Source organism: Faecalibacterium prausnitzii, assembly GCF_003287405.1.
Lineage (GTDB): Bacteria > Bacillota > Clostridia > Oscillospirales > Ruminococcaceae > Faecalibacterium > Faecalibacterium intestinale.
On the sequence record NZ_PRLD01000010.1, the window covers coordinates 96,761 to 121,478 of the forward strand.

A 24,718-nucleotide genomic window follows, 5' to 3' on the forward strand; every position below is an offset into this window, starting at 1 on the left:
CCTTGAGGGCGCTGGCGCGCCAGCGCCTGAGGGGGTAAACGGTTTACATCTCCCGGCCGATAGCCCAAGCCACCTGACGGCACTTTGCCATGGCCTGTGCAAAGGCGTCCGGGGTCAGGCACTGTGCACCGTCGCTCCATGCGTGCTGGGGGTCGTAGTGCACCTCTACCTCCAGACCGTCCGCACCGGCAGCCACGGCGGCGATCATCATCGGCTCCACCAGATTGGCCTTGCCGGTGGCGTGGCTGGGATCTACCACGATGGGCAGATGGGTCTTTTCGTGGATGATGGGCACGGCGGAAAGATCCAGCGTGTTGCGGGTGTATTTTTCAAAGGTGCGGATGCCGCGCTCGCAGAAGATGACCTGCTCGTTGCCGCCTGCCATGATGTACTCGGCGCTCATGATCCACTCCTCGATGGTGTTGCACAGGCCGCGCTTGAGCAGCACAGGCTTGTGCATCTTGCCCACCGCCTTGAGCAGCTGGAAGTTCTGCATATTGCGTGCGCCGATCTGCACCACGTCCACATACTCCTCAAACTCCGGGATGCGGTCCTCGCTCATCAGCTCGGAAACGATGGGCAGGCCGGTGGCTTCGCGGGCCTTTACCATGTCTAAGATGCCCTCGGTCTCCAGACCCTGAAAGGCGTAGGGAGAGGTGCGGGGTTTGTAGGCGCCGCCGCGGAACAGCGCTGCGCCGCCCGCCTTGACCCCCTGCGCGATGCGCAGTGCCTGCTCGGCGTTCTCGATGCTGCAGGGGCCTGCCATGACGGCGATCTTTTCCTTGCTGCCGATCTTCACGCCGCCGCAGTCGATGACCGAGTCTGCGGGGTGAAACAGGCGGTTGGCGCGCTTATAGGGTGCAGACACGCGGGTAACGTTGTCGATCCACGGGTTTGCCAGCACGTCCCGCTCGTCGATCTTGGTGGTGTCGCCCACCAGACCGAACACGTTGTAGTCCTTGCCGGTGATCAGGGTCACATCCAGACCCTGCTTTTCGAATTTGTCAACGATCTTTTCCAGCTCCTCTTTGGGAGTGCCTTTTTTGGTGGAGATGATCATAAAAAGTTTCCTTTCCTGTTTTTAAGATTGAAGTCTGCTTTGAATGGTATTGTCTATCTGTGTACAGACGGCATTAAAATGGTTGTCCACATCGTTATTTGCAAAACGGAGAACCAGTAGCCCATACTGTTCAAGAACCGCACTTCGTTCTGCATCGTAAGCCTTGCCCTGCTCGGTATAATGCTGAGAGCCGTCCAACTCGATCACAAGCCGTGCCTGCGCACAGTAAAAGTCAACGACAAAGGATTCAATGATCCGCTGTTTATAGATCTTTACAGGATAATCGCGCAGAAATACATACCAGAGTCTATGCTCCTGTGGCGTCAGATTACGTCGTAATGTACGCGCAGTGCCAAGCATTTTATAGTTCTTATTAACGGTGATATGTTTCATGAACGACTTCCTTTGTGGCAGCGGGCTCGCCCTCTCAGGCGCTTGCGCGCCAGCTCCCCCAAAGGGGGAGCCCTTGGCAAAACCGGAAACTTTACCGTACTGCCAAGGCCTCTCCCTTTGGGAGAGGTGGCACGGCGTAAGCCGTGACGGAGAGGGCGAGGAGGCTACCCTTGGGCGTTTTACATCACGATATGCGCCTTAGAGGAGCCGTCGGTGCGCAGCAGCTGCGCCAGCCAGATGCAGGCGTGCAGGTAGCCCTGCGGGCCTTCGCCGATAAAATGTCCCTGACAGCCAAAGGACACCACGTCTGTTTTGCGGAAGGGCTCGCGCTCGTCCGGGGCGTCCAGCATCACCTCTACGGCGGGCACGCTGCACAGCCGCAGCGCGTCCAGAATGGCTACGCTGTAATGGGCGTAGCCGCCGGGGTTCAGCACGATGCCGTCCACCCGCCCCGGGGCGGACTGGATCTCGTCGATGAGATCGCCCTCGTGGTTGGACTGGCAGATGTCCGTCTCGATGCCAAGCTGGTCGCAGCCCGCCTGCACATAGTCCATCAGGCCGGTGTAGTCCACTTCGCCGGGCACGCCGGGCTCAGACCAGCGCGCCAGATTGATGTTTGGCCCGTTAAGAATCAAAAATTTCATCCAGTGCCTCCTGTGCAGCTGCCAGCGCCTCGGCCAGCGTGCCGGTGTTAGAAATCACCGCATCTGCGGCGGCAAGGTACAGCGGGCGGCGCTGGGCTTCCATGGTGCGCAGCGCCTCGGCGCTGGAAGAAAGCGGACGGTCGCCGCCCACAGCCAGCGCTTCCACCGGCCGGTCGATGAACAGCACCACGCCGTTCTGGCGCAGGGCGCGGACATTCTCTGCCCGCTTCACCGCGCCGCCGCCGCAGGAGAGCACAAGCCCCTTTTCCTTGCCGAAACGGGCGATCTGCGCGGCTTCCTTTGCGCGGAAGCCCTCTTCGCCCTCGGCGGCAAAGATATCCGGGATGCTGCGCCCGTCTGCCTTGACAATCTCCTCGTCCAGATCCACAAGCGGTCTGCCCAGCTGCTTTGCCAGCAGGCGGCCAAGGGTGGATTTGCCGCAGGAGGGCATCCCCACAAGGGCGATGTTCAGCGTCTCGCGGCGCAGCGCGGCGGTGATGCGCCGCACCTCGCCCGGGGCGTCCTCGAACTTGCGGCCAAGGAAGTATTCGGCGGCGTACACCGCCTGTGCCACCAGCATCTCCAGCCCGCCTACGGCCACCGGCACACCGGCTTCCTCGGCGCGGAGGATGAGCTCCGTCTTGTTGGGGTTATAGACCACGTCTACCACGGCTTCCAGCCCGGGCATGGCGGCCACGTCCAGACTGCACACGCCCACGTTGGGGTACATCCCGGCGGGGGTGGTGTTGAACACTACCTGTGCGCCGCTGTGCACGGCTTCGGCGTAGCTCAGCTCGCCCTTTTCCGGGTCGGGGGTGCGGCTGACCGTCAGCACCTTGGCAGCGCCCTTGTCCAGCGCCACCGCGCGGGTGGTGTTGTGGGTGCCGCCGGTGCCCAAGATGAGCACGGTCTTGCCCGCAAGCTCCACGCCGTGGGCTTCGCACAGGTGGGCAAAGCCCAGATAATCGGTGTTGTAGCCGTAGAGCAGGCCGTTTTTATTGACCACCGTGTTCACCGCGCCGATGGCGCGGGCGCGGGGGTCGATGAAGGAGCAGTACTCCATCACCAGCTTTTTATAGGGGATGGTCACATTGATGGCCTTGAACTGCCGCCGCTGCAAAAAGGCGCGGGCGTCTGCTTCGGTGGGCAGGGGGCACAGCTCGTAGCTGTACCCGCAGAGCAGCTCATGGATGGTCTTGGAGTAGGAGTGTCCCAGCTTGCCGCCGATGAGTCCGTATTCCATCTCAGCCCTCCTTCCGGTAGCCGGTGGGGTCGGTCATCCACCGGGCACCGTACCGGGCGGTGAGCAGATCGCCCACCGCAAGGGCGGCGGCGCAGGTCTGCACAATGGCGGCCCGGGGCACGATGCAGGGGTCGTGCCGTCCCTGAATGGACAGTTGTGCGTCCTTTTTGGCGATATAGTCCACCGTATCCTGCTGCTTGTAGATGCTGGGGGTGGGCTTGACGGCGGTGCGGAACACCACCGGCATACCGTTGGCGATGCCGCCGTTGATGCCCGCGTTGTGGTTGGTGGCGGTGACCACCGCGCCCTCTGCCGTCATGCGGAAGGCGTCGTTTGCTTCCGAGCCGCGCAGCCCAGCAAAGCCGAAGCCGGTGCCGAACTCGATGCCCTTGACCGCCGGGATGGAAAACGCCAAGTGGGCAATTTCGCTCTCCACGCTGTCAAAGTAGGGTTCGCCGATGCCGGCGGGCAGGCCGAGGATGGCGGTTTCCAGCACACCGCCCACGCTGTCGCCCTCGGCACCGGCGGCGCGGATGGCGGTTTTCATGGGCTCTTCCACGGCGGCATCCAGCACCGCAAAGCCCTCGGTCTTACTGGCAAGCGTCCCCACCTGTGCCGCAAGGGCGGCGGGGTCGTCCAGCGCAAAGGGCGTATCGGCAATATCTGCGCACCGGGCAATGTGGGTGGTGATATCAATGCCCGCCCGCTGCAATGCGGCAAGCACGATGCTGCCGCCTGCCACAAGGGCGGCGGTCACCCGGCCGGAAAAGTGCCCGCCGCCCCGGGCATCCTGAAAGCCGTGGTACTTGGCGTAGGCGGTAAAGTCCGCGTGGCCGGGGCGCAGAAGGTCGGCGGTCTTGGCGTAGTCGCCGCTGCGGGTATTCTGGTTTTCGATCATCAGGGCGATGGCGGTGCCGGTGGTGTGGCCGTTCACCACACCGGACAGCAGCTGCACCGCATCCACCTCCACCCGGGGGGTGGAAAGGCCGTCGCCCCGGGCACGGCGCTTATCCATGCAGGCGGCGAGAAAGCTCTCGTCCACCGGCACACCGGCGGCCATGCCGTCCAGCACCGCGCCCACGGCGCGGCCGTGGCTCTCGCCGAAGATGGTCAGCGAAAGGTCGCTGCCAAAGGTGTTTTTCATGGGTCAGTCCTCCATGCCCAGCAGCGGGCGCAGCCCCTCCACAGGGATGGTCTCGGCGCGCCAGCAGCCAAGGCCGGGCACCTTGATGATGGTGATCTGCCCGCCCTGCGCTTTTTTGTCGTGCAGCATCTCAGCCAGTACCTTTTCCTTATCGTAGGCGGTGCGGGTGGGTAACCCTAAGCGGCGGTACACGCCGCGCACCCGCTTTTGCAGAGCCTTGGATTCGATCATGGGCAGCATTCCCAGCGCCACGCACTCGCCGTGGAACAGGCCGGTGGTGCGGCGTCCCTTGATGCCCTTTACGGCTTCGATGCCGTGGCCGATGGTGTGGCCGAAGTTCAGCGCCTTGCGCATCCCCTGCTCGGTCTCGTCCTGCTCCACGATGCTCTTTTTAAAACGCAGGCTGCGGCAGATGATCTCGCCGATGCGGTCGTCCACATCCTCTTTTTCAAAGATGGAGAACAGCTCCGGGTCGGCCAAAAGACCGGCCTTGACGGCCTCGGCCAGACCGTTGATGAAGTGGCGGCGGGGCAGGGTGGACAGGGTGTCCGGGTCCACGATGACCAGCTTAGGCTGCCAGAAGGCACCCACGATGTTCTTGGTGTCGCCCAGATCCACGGCGGTCTTGCCGCCGATGGAGGAATCGATCATGGAAAGGGTGGTGGTGGGGCAGTTGATAAAGTCGATGCCGCGCATATAGATGGAAGCGGCAAAACCGGCAAGGTCGCCCACCACGCCGCCGCCCACGGCTACCACAAGGTCGCCCCGGCCCATGCCGAAGTCCAGCATCTGCCGCAGCACAGTTTCCAGAATTTTAAAGCTCTTGCTGGCTTCGCCCTGCGGCACGGTGATGATGGTGGCGTCCTTGCACTGGTCGGCTACCATCTGTGCGTACTGTGCGGGCACACCGCTGTCGGTGACCACCGCCACCCGGCGGTCCAGCCGGGCGAACTGGTACAGGTTTTCCAGCGAGCCGCGCTTAACGATGATGTCGTAGCTGCGCTCGCCCAGATTCATGGTCAGCTTGGTTCCGATAAAATCACTCATTTTGTATACACTCCTAACAGCCGCACCGTCCGGCAGGTGCGGTCAAGCTCGCGCAGCAGCGCGGCGGTCTCGCCGGCGGCGGCATCGCCCACCAGCTCTACGTAAAAATAATATTCAAAGGGGACGTGCGGCATGGGGCGGCTCTTGATGGACTCCATATTGAAGCCGCTTGCACCGATGACCTGGATCACCTCGGCCAGTTTGCCGGGCTTGTTGTCCACCGTGAACAGCAGCGAGAACCGGTTGCCCGCCGTGGGCTTTTCGCGGCTGAGCACGATGAACCGGGTGGTGTTGTCGCCGTCGGTGTTGATGTTGGGCACCAGAATTTCCAGCCCGTACAGCGCGGCAGTCTCGGCGCTGGCAATGGCGGCCTTTGTCGCATCGCCGCTTTCAGCCACGAACTTTGCAGCCATAGCGGTGTTGGCCATGGCGGTGGCGGGCAGACGGAACTGCTTTAAAAAGGTCTCGCTCTGGGCAATGGCCTGCTGGTGGCTGTACACGGTGCGCAGCTGGGAAAGCTGGGTGCCCGGCAGCACCAGCAGGTTCTGGGAGATGGGCAGGTCGTACACATCCACCACCCACAGCTCCGGGTGGTTATAACACAGGTCCAGCACGGCGGAAACGTCCCCGGCGTGGCTGTTTTCAAAGGGCACTACGCCGTGAGCGGCTTCGCCCGCGGCAACGGCCTCGAATACCTCGTCCCACGTGGAATAGCTCACGGCTTCGGCGTGGGGGAACAGCGCCTTGAGGGCGATGTGGGCAAATGCACCTTCCACTCCCTGATAGGCGGCGCGATTACGTCCCAGCACAGCGGCTTCGTATTGCTTGGCGACATCCATCATGTGCTGGACATGGTCTTTATAGTAAGGGCGCAGCGCGGGCTGCTGAATGCGGGCTGCGGCCTTTTCCAGCACGGCGGCCTCCCGGGCGGCATCGTAGATGGGCAGACCGTGCGCCCGCTTATATTCGGCCACCTGTAAAACAGCAGCCATCCGGCGCTCGAACAGCGCAGCCAGCTGCGCATCCACCGTGTCGATCTCGGCACGGGCTTGTTCCAGTGCGTCCATGGGGGTCACATCCTTTTTGGTCGGTTTTTGCGGGGATACCTAGTAAGTATACCATAACCGGGACAGAGAAACAACAAACCGCCCTCCATTTGAGGGTGGAGAAAATTTCAAATCAGCCATGGGTAAAAAGACGAAAATAGAAAACAGAAACGCACCCACAGTCCGTTTTTGCGCCCTGAAAAGCAGGGAAAACGAACGGTGGGTGCGTTGAAACAGAACTCCCTCAGTCAAAACCTGACGGTTTTGACAGCTCCCTCTGGGAGGGAGCCTCTGGCGAGAAAGCAAACTTTACCTCTTTGCCAAAGGCCCCATCTCCGAGGGGGCTGGCATCGCGCAGCGATGACTGGGGGAGTTCAACTATTTATTCTTCAAAATATCCTCCCAGCTGCGGGCTTTGCCGTAATAGCGCCCGTAGGGGTTATCAAGGTCTGCGGCGCGGGGGACAGGCGGCGCGGGCGGCTGGGGCTTGGGAGTACGGTCAAAGGTGAACCGGGCAGCGGGGCCGCCGGCTTTGATGCGGAAGCGCATCTTTAGTGCCCCTCCCCGGCAGTGGAGACCGCCCCGGCGGTCAGGCTTGCCCAAAGGGGCTCGCTGTTTTCCAGCAGGGAAGCGGATTCCTTCAGCCATGCGCCCCGGATGCCGATATAGTAATCTGCCAGCAGCTGCTGGCTGTCGCCGCTGGCGCTCTGCACCGCGTCCGAGGTGTAGCTGCCCAGCTCCATCCCGGTCAGCACCGGGCAGTCCGTCCAGCGGTAGACCATGTTCCACCAGTCGCTGTCGGCATCGGACTTGGGCAGATGACCGTCCAGATACCGCAGCGTGCCGGTGGTCTGCTGGAAGCCAGCGGGGTCGTAGAGGATAAAGATGGAGCTGAGGGAGCTTTGGATATCGGTGGAAAGCTTGGTGGTGCCCGCCATATCCAGATAGGCGTCCGAGTCCTCGCTGTTGAAAGCCATAGTGTATTGGTTCAGCTTCACCACCACCTTGCCATCGTCGTTGCAGTCCTCGCCGTAGGCGGCAAGCTGCTGTTGTAGGGCGGTGACGGTGGCTTCGGGCAGGTAGTAGGGGCTGACCACCGCCACGTTGTAATCCGGGTGGGTGGTAAGGAAATACTGCCCGATAAAGCAGTACGCCACGAACGCACCGGCAATGCCGAAGATGAGCACCCATTTCAGGTTATAGTCCCACCAGTTTGCCCAGCGCTCCTTGCGGCTGTACTGCCGCTCCTTGCGGGGCTTGAGGTCCTTGGGGTCGATGTCGCGTTCGTAACGGTAGCTTGCCATAAAATAGTTCTCCTGTGTGATGAAACGGGCGGGAAAGGCTGTTACTTCAGTGCAGCCAGAATGCTCTGGCGCACGGCATCGGGCAGCTGCTTCTGCTCGGCCTTGCTCATGCCGGCGGTCTGGATGGGGGGCATGATCTTGATGCGCACACTGCCCGGGCGGCAGCGGTTGCCATTGCTCTCAAACAGGGCGCGTGCACCGGTCACAGCTACCGGCACCACCGGGGCACTTGTCTTGACCGCAATGCGGAAAGCACCGGCCTTGAACTCGCCCGCGCCGCCCTCTTCGCCCTTGTAGCGGGTGCCTTCGGGGAAGATGACAAAGCTGCGGCCGCCCTCCACGATGGCGGTGGCATCGTTCAGCGCCCGCACCGAGGCACGCACATCGTCACGCTGCACGAACACGCAGCCCAGCAGCTTCATCCAGCGGTTGAGCAGGGGAATCTTTTCCAGCTCTTCCTTGGCAAGGATGCCGTGGGGCTTTTCCAGCCCGGCCAGCAGCAAAGGGATGTCGTAGTAGCTGCGGTGGTTCGCCACAAACACGCAGGGGCGGTCCTTGGGAATATTCTCCAGCCCTTCCACCGACAGGGAAACACCGGTCACCTTTAAGATGCCCCGGCTCCAGCGGGGAATATGCTGGTTCACGATCTGCTCCACGGTGGCGGTATCTCCGGCGGCTGCGGCGCGCTCGGCGCGGCGCAGGATGCCGTAGTGCAGGATCATGTAACCGAACAGATAAATAAACATCGCAATGGTGCGAAGAATGCTCATAATAGTTTCCTCCTATTGCAAAAAATGCCATTGTCATTGTAGCACACTTTGCACAAAAAAGGGAGAGATAAATATTTTTTTACAATTAGCCCCGGTTGTATCTTGCAAAGTTGACAAAATACAGGTATATTTATATCTGTAAAGCCAGCACAATGGCACTTTCCAGACAAAACGCCTGCGGTGCCGGTTAAAAACGTAAGAGAGGTACCGCAGTTACTATGGGTCTTTTTCCTTCTGCCAATGATTTCAAGGCCGGTAAGGGTGTCGAAAAGGACGCCCCCCGCAAGACCGGCATCGGCCGCTTTTTTGAGCTTGTAGGCCGTGATATGAACGGGATGTTCCTTGCAAACCTGCTGACCTGCATCGGGTTTGCACCGGTCATCTGTCTGGTGTACATCGGCTTTTTGCAGAACAGCCTGCCGGTGATGCTGGGCAGCGCCGCCGTGGGCGGTCTGCTGGCCGGGCCCGCACTGGCTGGAATGTACGATACCGTCCTGCGCGCACTGCGCGACGAGGCGGGCTATTGGTGGGTGACCTACCGCAAGGCCTTCAAGCGCAACTTTAAAGCCAGCCTTGCGCCGGGCGTGCTGTACACCGTAGTGGTCACGCTGCAGATCTTCCTCGTCTATTTCTGCTTCAATATGCTGTACCACGGTACCAACGTGGGCATCCCGCTGTGGGTGGCTACGGTGCTCAATCTGGTGCTGTTCCAGATGCTGTTTGCCTATATGTGGCCGCAGGTGGTGCTGCTGGACCAGCCTTTGAGCCTGACTTTGAAAAACAGCATCAACTGCATGATCGCCTTTCTGCCCCACGCACTGGCTGCCGCCATCGTGCAGGTGCTGTTCTGGGGCGTGGTGATCCTGTGTATGCCGCTGGGGCTTTTCCTGATGCTGATCTTTGGTTTCTGGTTCGTCACCGAGGTGTCCTGCCAGATCGTGTACGGTGATATCGACCGGGTGTTCCACATCGAGGAGAACATCCGCAAAATGAAGGACGCCGAGCTGGAAGCCGCCCTCAAGGAGGACTACGCCGACGACGACACCCCGGAGGAATAAGCGCTGACACTGCGGAAAGGAGCGATGTCCCATGGAACAACGGAATAATCTTGTGCTGCAGGGGACAGAGACTTTTTCCCGCGGGCAGCTGGACAACGTTGCGCTGGAAAACGGCGCACTGGTGCTGGACAGCGTGGCAGGGCGCAGCCTTTTGTACGGCAGCTACACCACCCCGGAGTTTGCCATGCCGGCCTTCTGCAACCTGAACGTCAGCTGGAACGCCCACGCACCCCGGGACACCATGGTGGAGGTGCGCTGCCGGGTATATGCGGCAGGGGCGTGGACGGGCTGGATGAGCTTTGGCAAGTGGGCACCGGATTATCCCCGATGCAGCGTGTCCAGCCACAGCGAGGACGGCATGATCTTTTTGATGGGCGATACCGTCACGGTAGCTGCCCCGGGCGGCGGCACCGGCGTGCAATTGCAGGTGAACCTTTCCACCAACAACGATAAAGTTAGCCCGGCGGTGCGTCTGCTGGCGGCGGCGGTGCGCCCCCTTGCGTGGGAAAAGCGTAACGGCCACCCGCTGAACCGGCGGCTCTATCTGCCGGAATACTGCCTTTCTGCCCACGACCCCAGCTTTGGGCGGGAGATGGATCTGCCGCTGGTCATGGCGGCGCTGATGAACCGCTGGGGCGAGGATATCCTGCCGGAGGAAGTGGCCTACGCCATGGAGGACGGCAGCACCCGCAGCACCGGCAACACCGCCTTTGCGGCGGCCGCCGCAGGCTGCTGCGGCTATCCCTGCTGGCAGGCATGGATGGATCTTGCCGACCTGCGGGAGCAGATCCACGACGGCTGCTCGGTGGCAGTACAGGTGGAGCGGCGGGTACGCGGTCAGCGAGACCCGATGCGGCTGTGGATGGGGCTGCGCGGCTTTGGCCACGATGACGCCGTAATGGCAGATTTTGTGCTGCTGAACGACCCCACCGCCGATACTGACGGCGCAGTGAACTGCACCATGGCGCTGGTGGATTTTATGCGTTACTTTACCGGCAAAGCCATTGCCCTGCGGCCAAAGCAGCGGGAGGCTGAGGCCGACCGTCCCCGGCGGCTGCGCTGCGACCTGCGCGCCGGCACCCAGCCGGGCACTTACTACTTTGAGCGGCGGGGAGAGCCCGCAGACCTGCCGGAGGATTTTTCCGGTTGGATCGCCTGCGCGCCCCACGACGGCGTAGCGCACGCCACCACCGCCCACCGCACCTTTTTGCGCTGTACCCGCACCGAGGACGGCGGGGTACAGTTCCCGCCGGAGCTGCTGGCCGCAGGCGGGCGCTGCAGCGTGTATGCAGTGGACCAGACCGGCACCATGCGGGTAGCAGAGGTACGGCTGCCGAAGCCGAAGCCCGCGCCCGCGAGCACAGAACCCCAAGCCAGCGGCCAGACCGGGGACGCCCCGGCACAGCCGTAAGCTTTTTCAGGGCGATATATGAAACAGGAGGAACACATTATGGCAAAGACGATCATCACTTTGGGCCGTGAGTACTGCACCGGCGGACGCTTCATCGCAGAGGATGTGGCAAATGCACTGGGCATCAAGCTTTACGACAAGGAGCTGATCACCATGGCAGCAAAGAACTCCGGCTTGTCGGAGGAGGCTGTTGCCGCCAGCGAGAAACGGCATACCCACAGCCTGCTGTACAGCCTGTACACCATGGGCAACGAGCTGCCGCTGGGCGATCAGGTGTTCATTCTGCAGAGCCGTATCATCAAGCAGCTGGCTGAGGAAGGCCCCTGCGTGATCCTTGGCCGCTGCGGTGACTACGTCCTGCGGGAGCGCAAGGATGTGCTGCGGGTGTTCGTGTATGCACCCAAGGAGTGGCGTCTGCAGTACGCCAAGACCAACCCCTTGGTAAAGGCCAAGGACGAGAAGGGCATCAAGGACGAGGTGGAAAAGACCGACCGCAACCGCTCGGCCTACTACAACTACTACACCCAGAACCGCTGGGGCGATGCCCACAACTACGATCTGGCCATTAACGCCGCCCTTGGCCGCGAGACCTGCGTGAAGATGATCCTGGACGCAGCCGCCGCAAAGGAAAAGACGCTGTGACCCCCGGCAAGACCCAATAAACAACGACAGAACGTGGGCAGGGCGCTTCTGCGCCCTGCCCATGTTTCCGGCAAGGAGAAATCGTGAAAACAAATCAATCGCAGACCGCACCCGCCGAGGTGCGGGAAAACATCATGGGCACCATGGAGATCAACCCGCTTTTGCTCAAGCTCAGCATCCCGATGATGATCTCCATGCTGGTGCAGGCGCTGTACAACGTGGTGGACTCGGTGTTCGTGTCCCATGTCAGCGAGAGCGCCCTTACCGCCGTATCGCTGGCATTTTCATTGCAGAACGTCATGATCGCCGTGGGCGTGGGCACCGGCGTGGGCGTGAACGCCCTGCTGAGCAAGAGCCTTGGCGAAAAGAACCAGAGCCGTGCCAACGCCACCGCAGAAAACGGCATCTTCCTTTCCCTGTGCAGCTTTGCGGTATTTTTTGTCATCGGCCTTACCTGCATGAAGCCCTACTTCTACGCCCAGACCAGTGACGCTGTGATCGCGCAGCAGGGCATCCAGTATCTTTCGGTGTGCTGCATCTTCAGTCTGGGCATTTTCACCCAGACCATGGGCGAAAAGCTGCTGGCTGCCACCGGCCGCACCCAGCTGAGCATGATCAGCCAGCTGGTGGGTGCAGTGGTCAACATTATTCTGGACCCCATCTTCATCTTCGGCTACTGCGGGCAGGCGCTGTCCGGCACCACCGGCGCGGCGGTGGCTACGGTCATCGGCCAGTTCTGCGGCGCAGGCATGACCTTGTACTTCAACACCCGCAAAAACCCGGACATCCAGATCAGCTTCAAGGGCTTCCGCCCCAGTGCCAAGGCCATCGGCCGCATCTATACCGTGGGTCTGCCCAGCATCGCCATGCAGTGCGTGGGCAGCCTGATGACCTTTGGCATGAACCTGATCCTGATGGCCTTCTCTGCCACGGCGGTGGCGGTGTTCGGCGTCTACTTCAAGCTGCAAAGCTTCGTGTTTATGCCCATTTTCGGCCTGAATAACGGTATGGTGCCCATCATCGGCTACAACTACGGTGCCCGCAGACCGGACCGCGTGAAAAAGACCATCAAGCTGTCGGTGTGCTACGCCGAAGGCATCATGCTGGTAGGCTTCTGCATTTTCCAGTTTGCGCCCGGGCTGGTGCTGAGCATCTTTGCTGCCAGCGACGCCATGCTGGCCATCGGCATCCCAGCCATGCGCATCATCTGCCTGCACTTTTTGCTGGCGGGCGTCAGCATCGTGCTCAGCTCGGTGTTTCAGGCGCTGGGCAACGGCGTTTTCAGCCTCATCGTTTCGGTCTGCCGCCAGCTGTTCGTGCTGCTGCCGGCAGCGTGGCTGCTGGCACAGACCGGCAGCGTCAACAATGTCTGGTGGGCCTTCCTCATTGCGGAAGTCGTCAGCATCCTGATGAGTATGGCCTTCTATGCCCGTATCAACAAAACCACCATCGCACCCTTGTACCACTGACCCGGGTGCGGGCAATGGCTCTGCAAACGAAAGGAACGTGATCTCTATGGTAAAAAAGCTGAAGTGGAATCTGATCCTCATGAGCCTGCTGTATGTCGGGCTGGGCATTTTTCTGGTCATGAAGCCCGGCACGGCGCTGAACATCGTCTGCTACGCGCTGGGCGGCGTGGTGCTGGCCTGCGCAGCGGTGCAGCTGATCCGCTACTTTGTGGTGGAGCGCGGGGTGTTCCAGAGCCAGCTTACCCTGATCTCCGGCCTTGTCTGCCTTGCACTGGGCGTTTTTCTGCTGCTGCGCAGCGATATCGTGGTAAGCATTTTGCCCATCGTGTTCGGCCTGTTCGTCATCTTTGACGCCATTGGCCGGGTGCAGAACGCTTTGGACCTGCGCCGCTGCGGCTACGACAGCTGGAAGGGCTTTCTGCTGCTGCCGGTGCTCAGCGTGGTGCTGGGCGTCATCCTGATCGCAAACCCCTTCGGTGCCATGGAAACGCTGGTGATGGCCATCGGCGTCATCCTGATCGTGGAAGGTGCCATCAACCTGCTCAGCGCTCTGTATACCGTGCTGGCAGTGCGCCGCTTTGCCAAGCTGCACCCGGAGACCCAGTCCGTGCTGGAAAGCATCACCGGCGAGGATCTGAACGGCGACGGCGTTGTCGCCCCGGATGTGACCCGCACCGATGCAGAAGCCACCGCCGTGGAGCTGGACCATGTGGACGAGAGCGCCACCGTGGAACAGGAGGAGCGGGAGTAAAGAATAACCCCTCTCAGGCAACGCCTGACGGCGTTGCCTGAGAGGGTTCTACACCAATTATCAAGAAAAGGAAAAAGGAACAAAATCATGGAAAAGTACGATCTGATTATCGTGGGTGCGGGCCCTGCCGGCATCTTTACCGCTGTGGAGCTGCTGCGCCACGGCAGCAAAAAGAAGATGCTGCTGGTGGAAAAGGGCAAGCCGGTGGAAAAGCGCCACTGCCCCAAGGCAGAGGTAGGCCACTGCGTCAACTGCCGCCCCACCTGCGCCATCACCACCGGCTTTTCCGGTGCGGGCGCGTTCTCGGACGGCAAGCTGAGCCTGTCTTATGAGGTGGGCGGCGACCTGCCCACCCTCATTGGAGAGGAATTTGCGCAGGAGCTCATCGACTACACCGATAAGATCTATCTGGAGTTCGGCGCAGACCCCCATGTGGAGGGCATCTACACCGGCGAGGACATCAAGGAGATCCGCAAAAACGCCATCCACGCGGGTCTGAAGCTGGTGGATTGCCCCATCCGTCATCTGGGCACTGAGAAGGCGCAGGAGCTGTATCTTGCCATCCAGAACTATCTGGCAGACAACGGCGTGGAGATGCGCTTCAATACCGAGTGCGAGAACATCATTCTGGAAGAGGAAGGCTGCAAGGGCGTTCTGCTGAAGGACGGCGACAGCCTGCTGCCCGTGTACGCGGACGAGGTGGTCATCGGCACCGGACGCCGCGGCGCAGACTGGTTGGAAAAGCTCTGCGCAGAGCACCACATCGCCCACAAGCCCGGCACCGTGGACATCGGCGTACGCGTGGAGTGCCGCAACGAGGTGATGGAAAAGGTGAACAAGGTGCTGTATGAGTCCAAGCTCATCGGCTACCCGAAGCCGTGGAAGAACAAGGTGCGCACCTTCTGCCAGAACCCCGGCGGCTTTGTGGCGCAGGAGAACTACGACAACGACCTTGCGGTGGTCAACGGCCACAGCTTCAAGGAAAAGAAGAGCCCGAACACCAACCTTGCCATTCTGGTGTCCCACAACTTTACCGAGCCCTTCAACCAGCCCATCGCCTACGCACAGAAGGTGGGCGAGCTGACCAATATGCTGGGCGCAGGCCACATCATGGTGCAGCGCTACGGCGATATTCTGGACGGCAAGCGCACTTGGCAGAAGGAACTGGCACAGTCCAACGTGAAGCCCACGCTGAAGGACGCCGTAGCCGGTGATATCACCGCCGCCATGCCCTACCGCGCCATGACCAACATCATCGAGTTCATCAAGATGCTGGATATGGTGGTGCCCGGCTTTGCCGCCAACGAGACGCTGCTGTACAGCCCGGAGCTGAAGTTCTACTCCAACAAGGTGAAGATGGACGAGAACCTTGACACCAACATTCAGGGTCTGCACTGTCTGGGCGACTCCTCCGGCTGGACGCGCGGACTGATGATGGCTTCGGTCATGGGCGTGCTCATGGGCCGCAAGCTGGCTGAAAAAGAAGGCTGCTAAAAATAAACGCAAGCCCGGAAGGTTGCAGACCTTCCGGGCTTGCGCTGTTGAGGAATGTCACTTCAGTTTGCTCAGGTAGCGGTAAATGGTGGCTTCCGAGGAGCCTAGCTGGGCGGCAACCTCGCTGACTGCACAGTCCCTCAAGAACATCCAGGCCATTCTGGCACAGCAGGAGATGACGCTGGCCAATGTGGTCAAGACCACGGTGTTTCTGGCGGATATCAACGATTTTGCAGAGATGAACAAGGTGTACGGCGAGTACTTTGCGCAGCCCTACCCCGCGCGCAGCGCGGTGCAGGTGGGCAAGCTGCCCAAGGACGCTCCGCTGGAGATCGAGTGCATTGCTGTAAAGTGAGTTCCCCCGCACGGGAAGAAAAGAAACGGTGAACCAAATGGATAAACAGATGTTCGTTCGCATCCTGAACAGTGAGATGGAGCTGGCCACCGGCTGTACGGAGCCCGGCGCAGTCGCTCTCACCGCCGCAGAGGCGGGCGCAGCACTCCGCAAGGCAGGCGGCACACGGGTAGAAGCCGTGACCGTCCGCGCCAGCATCAACATTATCAAAAACGCCATGTCGGCGGGCATTCCGGGCACCTCGTATCAGGGCATGGATTACGCCGCCGCCATTGGTGCCGTAGGCGGCGACCCCGTCCACCTGCTGGAGGTCATGAACTATGTGCCCCGGGAGCAGATGGAAGAAGCCGCCGCCCTTGTCAAGGCAGGCAAGGTCAAGGTAGAGGTGGCACAGGTGCCGCAGAAGCTCTACATTGAGGTGCTTGTCACTTCTGACGGCCACACCGGCCGCGCAGTGGTGCGGGACCTGCACACCAACGTGGTGCTGGTGGAGCAGGACGGCGTGGCTACGCTGGACAAGCAGCACACCGACTCTGCCGCCGCCGGGGACAGCGATGTGGTGACCCCGGAGCAGATCGCAGAATTTCTGACCGTCCGCTTCATCTGGGATTACTGCACCGAGGAACTGGATCCCCTGCATGACCCCATCGACATCATCCGCAGCGCCGTACAGGTGAACACGACCATCAGCGACGAGGGTCTTGCCAAGGAATACGGCCTTGCCATTGGCCGCAATCTGGAGCTGAACTGCCGCAAGGGGCTGATGACCCGCGATCTGACCACCAACGCCATGGTCGCTGCTTCTGCCGGTGCGGACGCCCGTATGGCAGGCGCGCCGGTGTCGGTGGTGGCAAACTCCGGCAGCGGCAATCAGGGCATCACGGCTACTATGCCTGTGGTGGCAACTGCCCGCTGGCTGGACATCGACGAGGAGAAGATGCTCCGCGCCGTGACCCTTTCCAACCTGATCGCGATCCGCATCAAGGCCAAGTTTGGCCGCCTGAGCAACCTTTGTGGTGCAACCGTAGCCGCCACCGGCGCAGCCTGCGGCATTGCCTATCTGCTGGGCGGCGGCTACCACGAGGTATGCTGCACCATCCAGAACATGGTGGGCAACATCACCGGCATGGTCTGCGATGGTGCAAAGGCCGACTGCGCACTGAAGATCTCTACCTGCGTCAACGCCGCCTGTCAGGCAGCTGCCATGGGCGTGCGCGGCGTGCGGGTGCAGAGCACCGACGGCATCGTGGAGCACAATGTGGAATATACGCTGGACAACTTTGCCACCCTGAGCACCCACGGCACCAGCGACAGCGTGATCCTTGATCTGATGCTGAACAAACACCTCCCGGAGACGGAATAAGTCTCCCCACCCGGCCCTTTCCGGGGGAAAAAGAAAGAGGTACTAAAGTTATGAAAAAGCTATTCAATAGTCTGCCCTTCCGGCTTCTGCTGGGCATTCTTGTTGGTATCATCCTTGGTCAGATATTCAATGAGAGCACCATGGGCGTTGTGGTGACCCTGCAGTACATCATGGGTCAGCTCATCACCTTCTGTGTGCCGCTGATCATCATCGGCTTCATTGCTCCGTCCATTACAAAGCTGGGCAAAAACGCCTCCCGTCTGCTGGCAGTGGCCATCGTCATCGCGTATGTGTCCTCTGTCTGCGCAGCCTTCATGAGCATGGGCGCAGGCTACGGTTTGATCCCCCACCTGTCCATCGACAACAACGTTGCCGGTCTGCGCGAGCTGCCGGGCGTCGTCTTTGAACTGAACATTCCCCAGATCATGAGCGTCATGAGCGCTCTGGTGCTGAGCGTTCTGGTGGGTCTGGCTGCCACCTGGACCAACAGCAAGCTGACCTGCGACTTTTTGGCCGAGTTCCAGAACATCGTGCTGGACATCGTGAGCAAGGTCATCATCCCCGTGCTGCCCTTCTACATTGCCGCCACCTTCTGCGGCCTGAGCTACGAGGGCACCATCACCCATCAGCTGCCCGCCTTCCTGCAGATCATCGTCATCGTTATGGCCGGTCACTACATCTGGCTGGCTGTGCTGTACCTGCTGGCAGGTGCTTACTCCGGCAAGAATCCCTGGGAAGTGCTGCGTCACTACGGCCCCGCTTACCTGACCGCTGTCGGTACCATGTCCAGTGCTGCTACGCTGGGTGTGGCGCTGGAGTGCGCCCGCAAGAGCAAGGTCCTGCGTAAGGACATGGTCAGCTTCGGCATCCCCCTGTTTGCAAACATCCACCTGTGCGGCTCTGTGCTGACTGAGGTGTTCTTCTGCATGACCGTTTCCAAGATCCTGTACGGTAAGCTGCCCAGCGTCGGCACCATGATCCTGTTCTGCCTGCTGCTTGGCATCTTCGCCATCGGCGCACCCGGCGTGCCCGGCGGCACTGTCATGGCTTCTCTGGGTCTGATCACCGGTGTCCTGATGTTCGACAACGCCGGTACGGCTCTGATGCTGGCCATCTTCGCCCTGCAGGACAGCTTCGGCACCGCCTGCAACGTGACCGGTGACGGCGCGCTGACCCTGATGCTGACCGGCTACGCCGAGAAGCACGGCATCGCCGATACCGGCGATCTCGAAAGCCCGATCCTGTGATAAAAACCTGAGCACTCCTCCTTAATTACAAGAGACTGTGAACAGACAGTCCCAAAATCTCCGAAAAGCCCCGGCGACCGCATGGCCACCGGGGCTTTTTGTGCGGCAACCCGGTTTGATATCCGGCGTAATGGGATGAAATTTTTGAAACGCCTTTAAAACCATAAAGTAAAATGCTATACTAGAAGGACATTGGGTGCGCTGAAAATGCGCAGCCTGAAAGGAGCTTTTATGACGCAGCTTTTGATTCGTCTGTTTATACGCCGTCCCAATTCTCCGCAGGACCCCCGCGTCCGTGCCGCCTACGGCAATCTGGCCAGTGTGGTGGGCATGGTGTGCAATATCCTGCTCTGTCTGGGCAAGTTTGTGGTGGGCACCCTGTTCGGCTCTATCGCCATCACTGCCGATGCACTGAATAACCTTTCGGATGCTTCCTCCAATATCGTCAGTCTGGTGGGCTTCAAGCTGGCAGCCAAGGCACCGGATGCCGAGCATCCCTACGGCCACGCCCGCTTTGAGTATCTGGCGGGGCTGGTGGTCAGCGTGACCATTCTGGGCATCGGCTTCTCCCTGCTGAAGGAATCAATCACCAAGGCGCTGCACCCCACCCCGGTGCAGTTCGGCTGGCTGACCGTGGCGGTGCTGGTGGTGTCCATTCTGGTCAAGCTGTGGATGAGCGGCTTCAACCGCACCATTGGCCGCATCATTGCTTCGGAGACCCTTATTGCCACTGCCGCCGACAGCCGCAACGACGTGCTGAGCACCGCTGCCGTGCTGGTAGCCGCTATCCTCTGCCGTGTGACCGGCTGGGACGTGCTGGACGGCCTGATGGGCGTGGGCGTGGCAGTGTTTATCCTGATCTCCGGCTGGGGGCTGGTGATGGATACCCTGAGCCCGCTGCTGGGTGAAAGCCCCAGCGAAGATCTGGTGGAGCATATCGAACAGACCGTGATGGGTTATCCCGGCGTGCTGGGCGTACATGACCTGATGGTGCACGACTACGGCCCCGGCCATCAGTTTGCGTCCATCCATGTGGAGCTGCCCGCCGAGCAGGACCCGCTGGAAGCGCACGACCTGATCGACAACATCGAGCGGGACTTTATGAAAAACGACCACCTGATGGTGACCATCCACTATGACCCCATCGTCACCTCGGACGCCGCCGTGGGGGTGTTGCGCAGCCGCCTGACCGAAAAGCTGCGTCAGCTGGACCCTGCGCTCTCGCTGCACGACCTGCGTATCGTGCCGGGCAAGACCCACACCAATGTGCTTTTTGATCTGGTGCTCCCCGCGGGCTATGCCGGGGACAAGGTGGAGCTGCTGACCCAGATGGAACAGTTCATCAAGGCACAGGACCCCGCCTATAACTGCATTATCAAGCTGGAACAGAGCTATACGGCTGCGGCTCATAAATGAGGGGGAGCCGCCCCGCACGGGCTTTGCGATATAAGGCAATACCGCATAATTCTAAGTGCCGATACGGCGAGTGAGGTGCGGCAGATGCTAAGCCAAAAGCACAGATAATACTTTGTGTATTATCGAGCATTTTGGCAACGCAGATGCCGTGCCGCAGCCGCCGGAGTGGTGCTTAAGCCGTAAGGCGGGAATTGTGCGGTGTTGCCATAAGGAAAGCAGAGGGAAAGTAGTATGCTGAACGAAACCTACCGCGCCATGCTGAACAACAAAAGCGTCATCCGCGAGACCTTCATGTATGGCAGACAGCGCGCTGCCCAGATCGGCAGCGAGAATGTGTTCGATTATTCACTGGGCAACCCCAGCGTGCCCTGCCCGCCGGAGTTTACCGAAGCCATGCAGACCCTGCTGGCACAGGAAGAGCCGGTAAGCCTGCACGGCTATTGCCCCAGTCAGGGCGACCCGGGCTTCCGCACCGCTGTGGCGGAGCATCTGACCGAGACCTTCGGCCTGCCCTACGCGCAAAAGCACATCTTCCCCACCACCGGCGCGGCGGGTGCCATCGCCCACGCCATCCGGGCGGTGACCCAGCCCGGGGACGAGGTGCTGACCTTTGCGCCTTACTTCCCGGAGTACGGCCCCTATGTGGCGGGCACAGGCGCGGTGCTGCGGGTGGTGCCGCCGCAGGCACCCACCTTCCAGCCCAATCTGGATGCCTTTGCACAGATGCTGACCGAAAAGGTCACCTGTGTGCTCATCAACACCCCCAACAACCCCACCGGCGTGGTCTACTCTGCCGACACTCTGACCCGCATGGCGGCGATTCTGACCGAAAAGAGCGCCCAGTACGGACACAATATCTTTCTGGTCAGTGACGAGCCTTACCGGGACATCGTGTTTGATGGCAAGACCGTGCCTTACCCGGCGGCGTTCTATCCCCACACCCTGACCTGCTTCTCCTACTCCAAGAGCCTGAGCCTGCCCGGCGAGCGTCTGGGCTATGTGGCGGTGCGCCCGGGGTGCGAGGGGGAGGACATCCTTGTGGACATGATGAGCCAGATCTCCCGCTTTACCGGCCACAACTGCCCGCCCAGCATCATCCAGCGGGCAGTCAGCCGCTGCCAGAAGGTGACCAGTGATCTTTCGGTCTACCAGACCAATATGGAGCTGCTGTACGAAAAACTCACCGCGCTGGGCTTTGAGGTAGAGCGCCCGGGCGGCACCTTCTATATCTTCCCCAAGGCACTGGAAGAGGACGCCAACGCCTTCTGTCAGAAAGCCCGGGAGTTCGATCTGCTGCTGGTGCCCAGCGACAGTTTTGGGGTCAAGGGCTATGTGCGCCTTGCCTACTGCATCGACACCGAAAAGGTAAAGCGCAGCCTGCCCGCCTTTGAAAAGCTGGCAGCCGCCTACCGCAAATAACCGGAACGCCCCTGCCCGGGGCATAAAATACACAACCAATAGAGGAAAGGGAAACCTGCTATGGAAAAGATCAAGATGACGACCCCGCTGGTGGAGATGGACGGCGACGAGATGACCCGCATCCTGTGGAAAATGATCAAGGACGAGCTGATCCTCCCCTTTGTGGATCTTAAGACCGAGTACTACGATCTGGGTCTGCCCAACCGCGATGCCACCGCAGATCAGGTGACCATGGATGCCGCCCTCGCCAACAAGAAGTATGGTGTGTCGGTCAAGTGCGCCACCATCACCCCCAACGCCCAGCGCGTGGAGGAGTACAAGCTGCACGAGATGTGGAAGAGCCCCAACGGCACCATCCGCGCTGTGCTGGACGGCACCGTGTTCCGCGCACCCATTATGATCGACAGCATCCAGCCGGTGGTCAAGAACTGGAAAAAGCCCATCACCATCGCCCGCCACGCCTATGGCGATGTGTATAAGTGCACCGAGTTCCGCATTCCCGGTGCAGGCAAGGCCGAGCTGGTGTTCACCGGCGCAGACGGCAGCCAGCAGCGCGCCACTGTCTTTGACTTTGAGGGTGCCGGTGTGCTGCAGGGGCAGTACAACAAGGATGATTCCATCCGCAGCTTCGCCCGCAGCTGCTTCAACTACGCACTGGACGTGAAACAGGATCTGTGGTTCGGCGCAAAGGATACCATCTCCAAGAAGTACGACCACACCTTCAAGGATATCTTCCAGGAGACCTACGATGCCGAGTACAAGGAAAAGTTCGAAGCTGCCGGCATCACCTACTTCTACAGCCTGATCGACGATATCGTGGCGCGCGTCATCCGCAGCGAGGGCGGCTTTGTCTGGGCGTGCAAGAACTACGATGGCGATGTGATGAGCGATATGGTCTCCACCGCCTTTGGCTCGCTGGCCATGATGACCAGCGTGCTGGTCAGCCCGGATGGCAAGTACGAGTACGAGGCCGCCCACGGCACCGTCACCCGCCATTATTATAAGTATCTGAAGGGCGAAAAGACCTCCACCAACCCCATGGCTACCATCTTTGCATGGTCCGGCGCCTTCAAGAAGCGCGGCGAGCTGGATAACCTGCCGGAGCTGGTGCACTTTGGCGAGGCACTGGAAGCCGCAAGCCTGCAGACCCTGAACGAGGGCATCATGACCAAGGACCTGTGCGGTCTGGCAGAGGGCATCACCCCCACCGCCGTGGACAGCGAGGGCTTTATCAAGGCCATCCGTGAGCGTCTGGAAGCCAAGCTGGCATAAAACGATTTTCAATATAACATAAAAACCGGAACGATCCACCCGAAAAAGGAAAGATCGTTCCGGTTTATGTTTTAGGCAGGGTGTGCGACAAACTGGAACTTGTCGGGGCAAAGCCCCTCCATCTTGCTGCGCAAGACCGTTCTGTCGCTTAAAGTCCCCACTGGGGACTTCATTGCTGCGCTGCGCTTCGCAAACGCGAACTTGTCGGGGCAAAGCCCCTCCATCTTGCTACGCAAGACCGTTCTGTCGCTTAAAAGCCCCACTGGGGCTTTCATTGTTCTGCTTCGCTCCACAAACGCGAATTTTCAAATTAGTCTTTGCAAATAACCTTTGAACCTTCACCATCAATTACAATTCCCTGACGGTTGTTAATTGGGCATAGATTCAAATCCGAAAACTCAGTCATTATTTTCTCGGTAACTTTCTTAAATGGTGCTGTAAGATAATGCGGAAGAACATAGAAATCAATCAAATCAAGCCCTGCATCATCTTCTTGTGAGTAGTCCTCCGGCTTTTCATCCATTTGCTCGATATATTGGATGCTTGGAGCGCATATAATCGCACCTGCCGATTCACCAATCATCAGTTTTCCCTTTGCCAATTCTTTCTTCAACAGCTCATCCGTTCCCGTTTTACGGAGCTGGTCTATAAGGAAAAAAGAATTTCCGCCGGTAAAATATATCACATCCGCATCTTCAAAAACAGACTGTATCGTTGAATAAGCCTCCGTTGAAATATCAATTTCAGTTACGATTGCTCCCAACTTTTTGAATAATTTTCGAGCCGAGCCGACATAACCGGTGTAGCCTTCACGCAGCGAAGCTGTTGGAATAAATGCGACTTTTTTATTTTCAATTTCTTCCTTTATCAGACTTCCTACGCTTGAAAAGTGCGAACATAAAAACAGTTTCATCAATATTCTCCTTTTTTGTTGGTTACAAATGCAGTGCATCCAGCACTTCATTTACGATGTCCAGCGATACCTGCCCCGGGGCGCTGGCCTGCCCGGGGTTGGCAAAGGTCATGGCAGAGCCGAAAGTCTCCCCAGCCAGACGGCTCACCGCGCCCAGCGCCCCCATGCTCATGGTGATGACCGGCGTTTCCGGGTGAAGGTCGGTCATCTCAGCGGTGGCAGACAGCAGCTCCAGTACATCAGCGCGGCACTGGGGCATCACGGCCAGCTTGGGCAGGTCGGCTCCGGCCTGCTGCATCTGCACCATGCGGGAGACAAGTTCTGCCCGGGGCGGGGTCTTGGCAAAATCGTGGCTGGAACACACCACTGCGACTCCGGCGGAATGTGCCTGCTCCACCAGTGCGGGCAGGTCGGCTCCGGCGGTGAAGAATTCAATGTCCAACAGGTCGGCGCAGTCGGTATCGAGGATCAGGCGCAGAAAGGCAAGGTATTCTGGATGGGAGAGCGCCTGCTCGCCGCCCTCTGCCTTGGTGCGGAAGGTGACCAGCAGAAGCTTGTCCCGCAGGGCGACCCGCAGCTTTTGTATGCAGCGGGCAATGGCAGCAGGGGACTGAAAGCCTTCGAACCAGTCTACTCGCCATTCCACACAATCGGCCGACAACGTTGAAAACTGTGCGGCCTTTTCCAGAATAGCAGCTTCGGTGCGCTCTACAATGGGCAGAATGACCTTGGGGCGGCCCTCCCCGATGCGGCAGCCGCGGATATTGACACAGGACATGGCGTTTCTCCTTTATATAATAAGGATAGCTACCCTATACAGGATGCTGGAATGACTCCATAATACGTTCTGCCCGCCGCCTTGTCAAGAAAAGGCGGTTATTATAATAGGAGAAAAGCAGGGGGATATTTGTCCCGCAAAGAATTTGGAAAAAACTTGTCAAAAAGTGTTGACAACTGCCCCGGGGTGTGGTATTATACTTGAGCGCCAAGCGCTGAGACAAAAGAATGACTTCTGAAGTCTCAGCAGGAAGCCCTTGAAAAGAACCAATGAACGTTCAAATGTTCCGGTTAGCACCGAGAAACTGCTGAATGATTTAAGTTCAGAAAAGTTCAAAAGCTTCTCAAAAAAATGCTTGACAAAAAACCGCTTCTGTGGTAAAATAATCAAGTCGTCAGCCGCAAGGCTGCGGCGCACAGGACCTTGAAAATTGAACAATATCGAAAGAACTTGTAACGGAACCTATTTTCGTGTTGGAA

General features: G+C 59.7%; 24 protein-coding genes. 12 read left to right on the forward strand and 12 right to left on the reverse strand.

The features are described 5' to 3' along the window. Positions 1–43 precede the first annotated feature (43 nt). The 10 genes from aroF to C4N24_RS10760 form a co-directional block, all read right to left on the reverse strand. Positions 44–1,060 carry a 3-deoxy-7-phosphoheptulonate synthase gene (gene aroF / locus C4N24_RS10720; protein WP_015537198.1) on the reverse strand — a complete coding sequence of 339 codons (1,017 nt, stop codon included), beginning with the start codon at positions 1,058–1,060 and terminating at the stop codon, positions 44–46. Positions 1,061–1,081: 21 nt separating this feature from the next. Further along, positions 1,082–1,453: an endonuclease domain-containing protein gene (locus tag C4N24_RS10725; RefSeq protein WP_112091405.1), complete on the reverse strand. Its 372-nt coding sequence runs from the start codon at positions 1,451–1,453 to the stop codon at positions 1,082–1,084. 179 nt (positions 1,454–1,632) lie between these two features. Further along, positions 1,633–2,097, reverse strand: coding sequence for a type II 3-dehydroquinate dehydratase (locus tag C4N24_RS10730; RefSeq protein ID WP_015537199.1), 465 nt, complete (start codon positions 2,095–2,097; stop codon positions 1,633–1,635). Then, entirely contained in the window at positions 2,078–3,340 is a 1,263-nt protein-coding gene (locus C4N24_RS10735; protein WP_112091406.1) for a shikimate kinase, read from the reverse strand. The genes C4N24_RS10730 and C4N24_RS10735 overlap by 20 nt, the downstream gene beginning before the upstream one ends. Position 3,341: 1 nt before the next feature. Then, positions 3,342–4,484, reverse strand: coding sequence for a chorismate synthase (gene aroC, locus C4N24_RS10740; RefSeq protein WP_112091407.1), 1,143 nt, complete (start codon positions 4,482–4,484; stop codon positions 3,342–3,344). Between the two features lie 3 nt (positions 4,485–4,487). Next, a complete protein-coding gene (gene aroB, locus C4N24_RS10745) occupies positions 4,488–5,531 on the reverse strand; it encodes a 3-dehydroquinate synthase (RefSeq protein ID WP_112091408.1) in 1,044 nt (347 codons plus the stop codon). Further along, positions 5,528–6,598, reverse strand: a complete 1,071-nt coding sequence (locus C4N24_RS10750) for a bifunctional chorismate mutase/prephenate dehydratase (protein WP_112091409.1) — start codon at positions 6,596–6,598, stop codon at positions 5,528–5,530. The genes aroB and C4N24_RS10750 overlap by 4 nt, the downstream gene beginning before the upstream one ends. Before the next feature lie 357 nt (positions 6,599–6,955). After that, positions 6,956–7,126 (reverse strand): hypothetical protein, encoded by a 171-nt coding sequence (locus C4N24_RS15375; protein WP_181573081.1) that lies wholly within the window; start codon positions 7,124–7,126, stop codon positions 6,956–6,958. 2 nt (positions 7,127–7,128) lie between these two features. After that, positions 7,129–7,881, reverse strand: coding sequence for a hypothetical protein (locus C4N24_RS10755; protein WP_112091410.1), 753 nt, complete (start codon positions 7,879–7,881; stop codon positions 7,129–7,131). A gap of 41 nt (positions 7,882–7,922) precedes the next feature. Continuing rightward, positions 7,923–8,651, reverse strand: coding sequence for a lysophospholipid acyltransferase family protein (locus C4N24_RS10760; protein WP_112091411.1), 729 nt, complete (start codon positions 8,649–8,651; stop codon positions 7,923–7,925). A gap of 218 nt (positions 8,652–8,869) precedes the next feature. Here C4N24_RS10760 and C4N24_RS10765 point away from each other — a divergent pair, with 218 nt between their 5' ends. The 12 genes from C4N24_RS10765 (at position 8,870) to C4N24_RS10820 (ending at position 22,548) form a co-directional block, all read left to right on the forward strand. Then, positions 8,870–9,709, forward strand: a complete 840-nt coding sequence (locus tag C4N24_RS10765; protein ID WP_112091412.1) for a DUF624 domain-containing protein — start codon at positions 8,870–8,872, stop codon at positions 9,707–9,709. A 31-nt stretch (positions 9,710–9,740) separates the two neighbouring features. Beyond that, entirely contained in the window at positions 9,741–11,120 is a 1,380-nt protein-coding gene (locus C4N24_RS10770; protein WP_112091413.1) for a hypothetical protein, read from the forward strand. A 39-nt stretch (positions 11,121–11,159) separates the two neighbouring features. Further along, on the forward strand, positions 11,160–11,762 hold the full coding sequence (locus C4N24_RS10775; RefSeq protein WP_097779069.1) for an AAA family ATPase: 603 nt from the start codon (positions 11,160–11,162) through the stop codon (positions 11,760–11,762). An 83-nt stretch (positions 11,763–11,845) separates the two neighbouring features. Next, positions 11,846–13,231: an MATE family efflux transporter gene (locus C4N24_RS10780; RefSeq protein ID WP_112091414.1), complete on the forward strand. Its 1,386-nt coding sequence runs from the start codon at positions 11,846–11,848 to the stop codon at positions 13,229–13,231. Between the two features lie 46 nt (positions 13,232–13,277). Then, positions 13,278–13,982, forward strand: coding sequence for an HdeD family acid-resistance protein (locus tag C4N24_RS10785; RefSeq protein ID WP_112091415.1), 705 nt, complete (start codon positions 13,278–13,280; stop codon positions 13,980–13,982). Between the two features lie 87 nt (positions 13,983–14,069). After that, positions 14,070–15,476 carry an NAD(P)/FAD-dependent oxidoreductase gene (locus C4N24_RS10790; RefSeq protein ID WP_005921675.1) on the forward strand — a complete coding sequence of 469 codons (1,407 nt, stop codon included), beginning with the start codon at positions 14,070–14,072 and terminating at the stop codon, positions 15,474–15,476. 85 nt (positions 15,477–15,561) lie between these two features. Further along, a complete protein-coding gene (locus tag C4N24_RS10795; protein ID WP_278320369.1) occupies positions 15,562–15,831 on the forward strand; it encodes a Rid family hydrolase in 270 nt (89 codons plus the stop codon). Between the two features lie 37 nt (positions 15,832–15,868). Continuing rightward, entirely contained in the window at positions 15,869–17,194 is a 1,326-nt protein-coding gene (locus C4N24_RS10800) for a serine dehydratase subunit alpha family protein (RefSeq protein WP_112091416.1), read from the forward strand. Positions 17,195–17,244: 50 nt separating this feature from the next. After that, positions 17,245–18,441 carry a dicarboxylate/amino acid:cation symporter gene (locus C4N24_RS10805; RefSeq protein WP_112091417.1) on the forward strand — a complete coding sequence of 399 codons (1,197 nt, stop codon included), beginning with the start codon at positions 17,245–17,247 and terminating at the stop codon, positions 18,439–18,441. 231 nt (positions 18,442–18,672) lie between these two features. Next, positions 18,673–19,857: a cation diffusion facilitator family transporter gene (locus tag C4N24_RS10810; RefSeq protein WP_112091418.1), complete on the forward strand. Its 1,185-nt coding sequence runs from the start codon at positions 18,673–18,675 to the stop codon at positions 19,855–19,857. 231 nt (positions 19,858–20,088) lie between these two features. Continuing rightward, positions 20,089–21,276 carry a pyridoxal phosphate-dependent aminotransferase gene (locus tag C4N24_RS10815; protein ID WP_112091419.1) on the forward strand — a complete coding sequence of 396 codons (1,188 nt, stop codon included), beginning with the start codon at positions 20,089–20,091 and terminating at the stop codon, positions 21,274–21,276. A gap of 60 nt (positions 21,277–21,336) precedes the next feature. Next, on the forward strand, positions 21,337–22,548 hold the full coding sequence (locus tag C4N24_RS10820; RefSeq protein ID WP_005925517.1) for an NADP-dependent isocitrate dehydrogenase: 1,212 nt from the start codon (positions 21,337–21,339) through the stop codon (positions 22,546–22,548). Between the two features lie 310 nt (positions 22,549–22,858). On the opposite strand, the gene C4N24_RS10830 is transcribed toward C4N24_RS10820, so the two are convergent. Continuing rightward, positions 22,859–23,461, reverse strand: coding sequence for a Type 1 glutamine amidotransferase-like domain-containing protein (locus C4N24_RS10830; RefSeq protein ID WP_015563755.1), 603 nt, complete (start codon positions 23,459–23,461; stop codon positions 22,859–22,861). A 22-nt stretch (positions 23,462–23,483) separates the two neighbouring features. After that, complete coding sequence (gene aroD, locus C4N24_RS10835) at positions 23,484–24,239, reverse strand: type I 3-dehydroquinate dehydratase (protein WP_112091421.1); 756 nt, start codon at positions 24,237–24,239, stop codon at positions 23,484–23,486. Between the last annotated feature and the right edge of the window lie 479 nt (positions 24,240–24,718).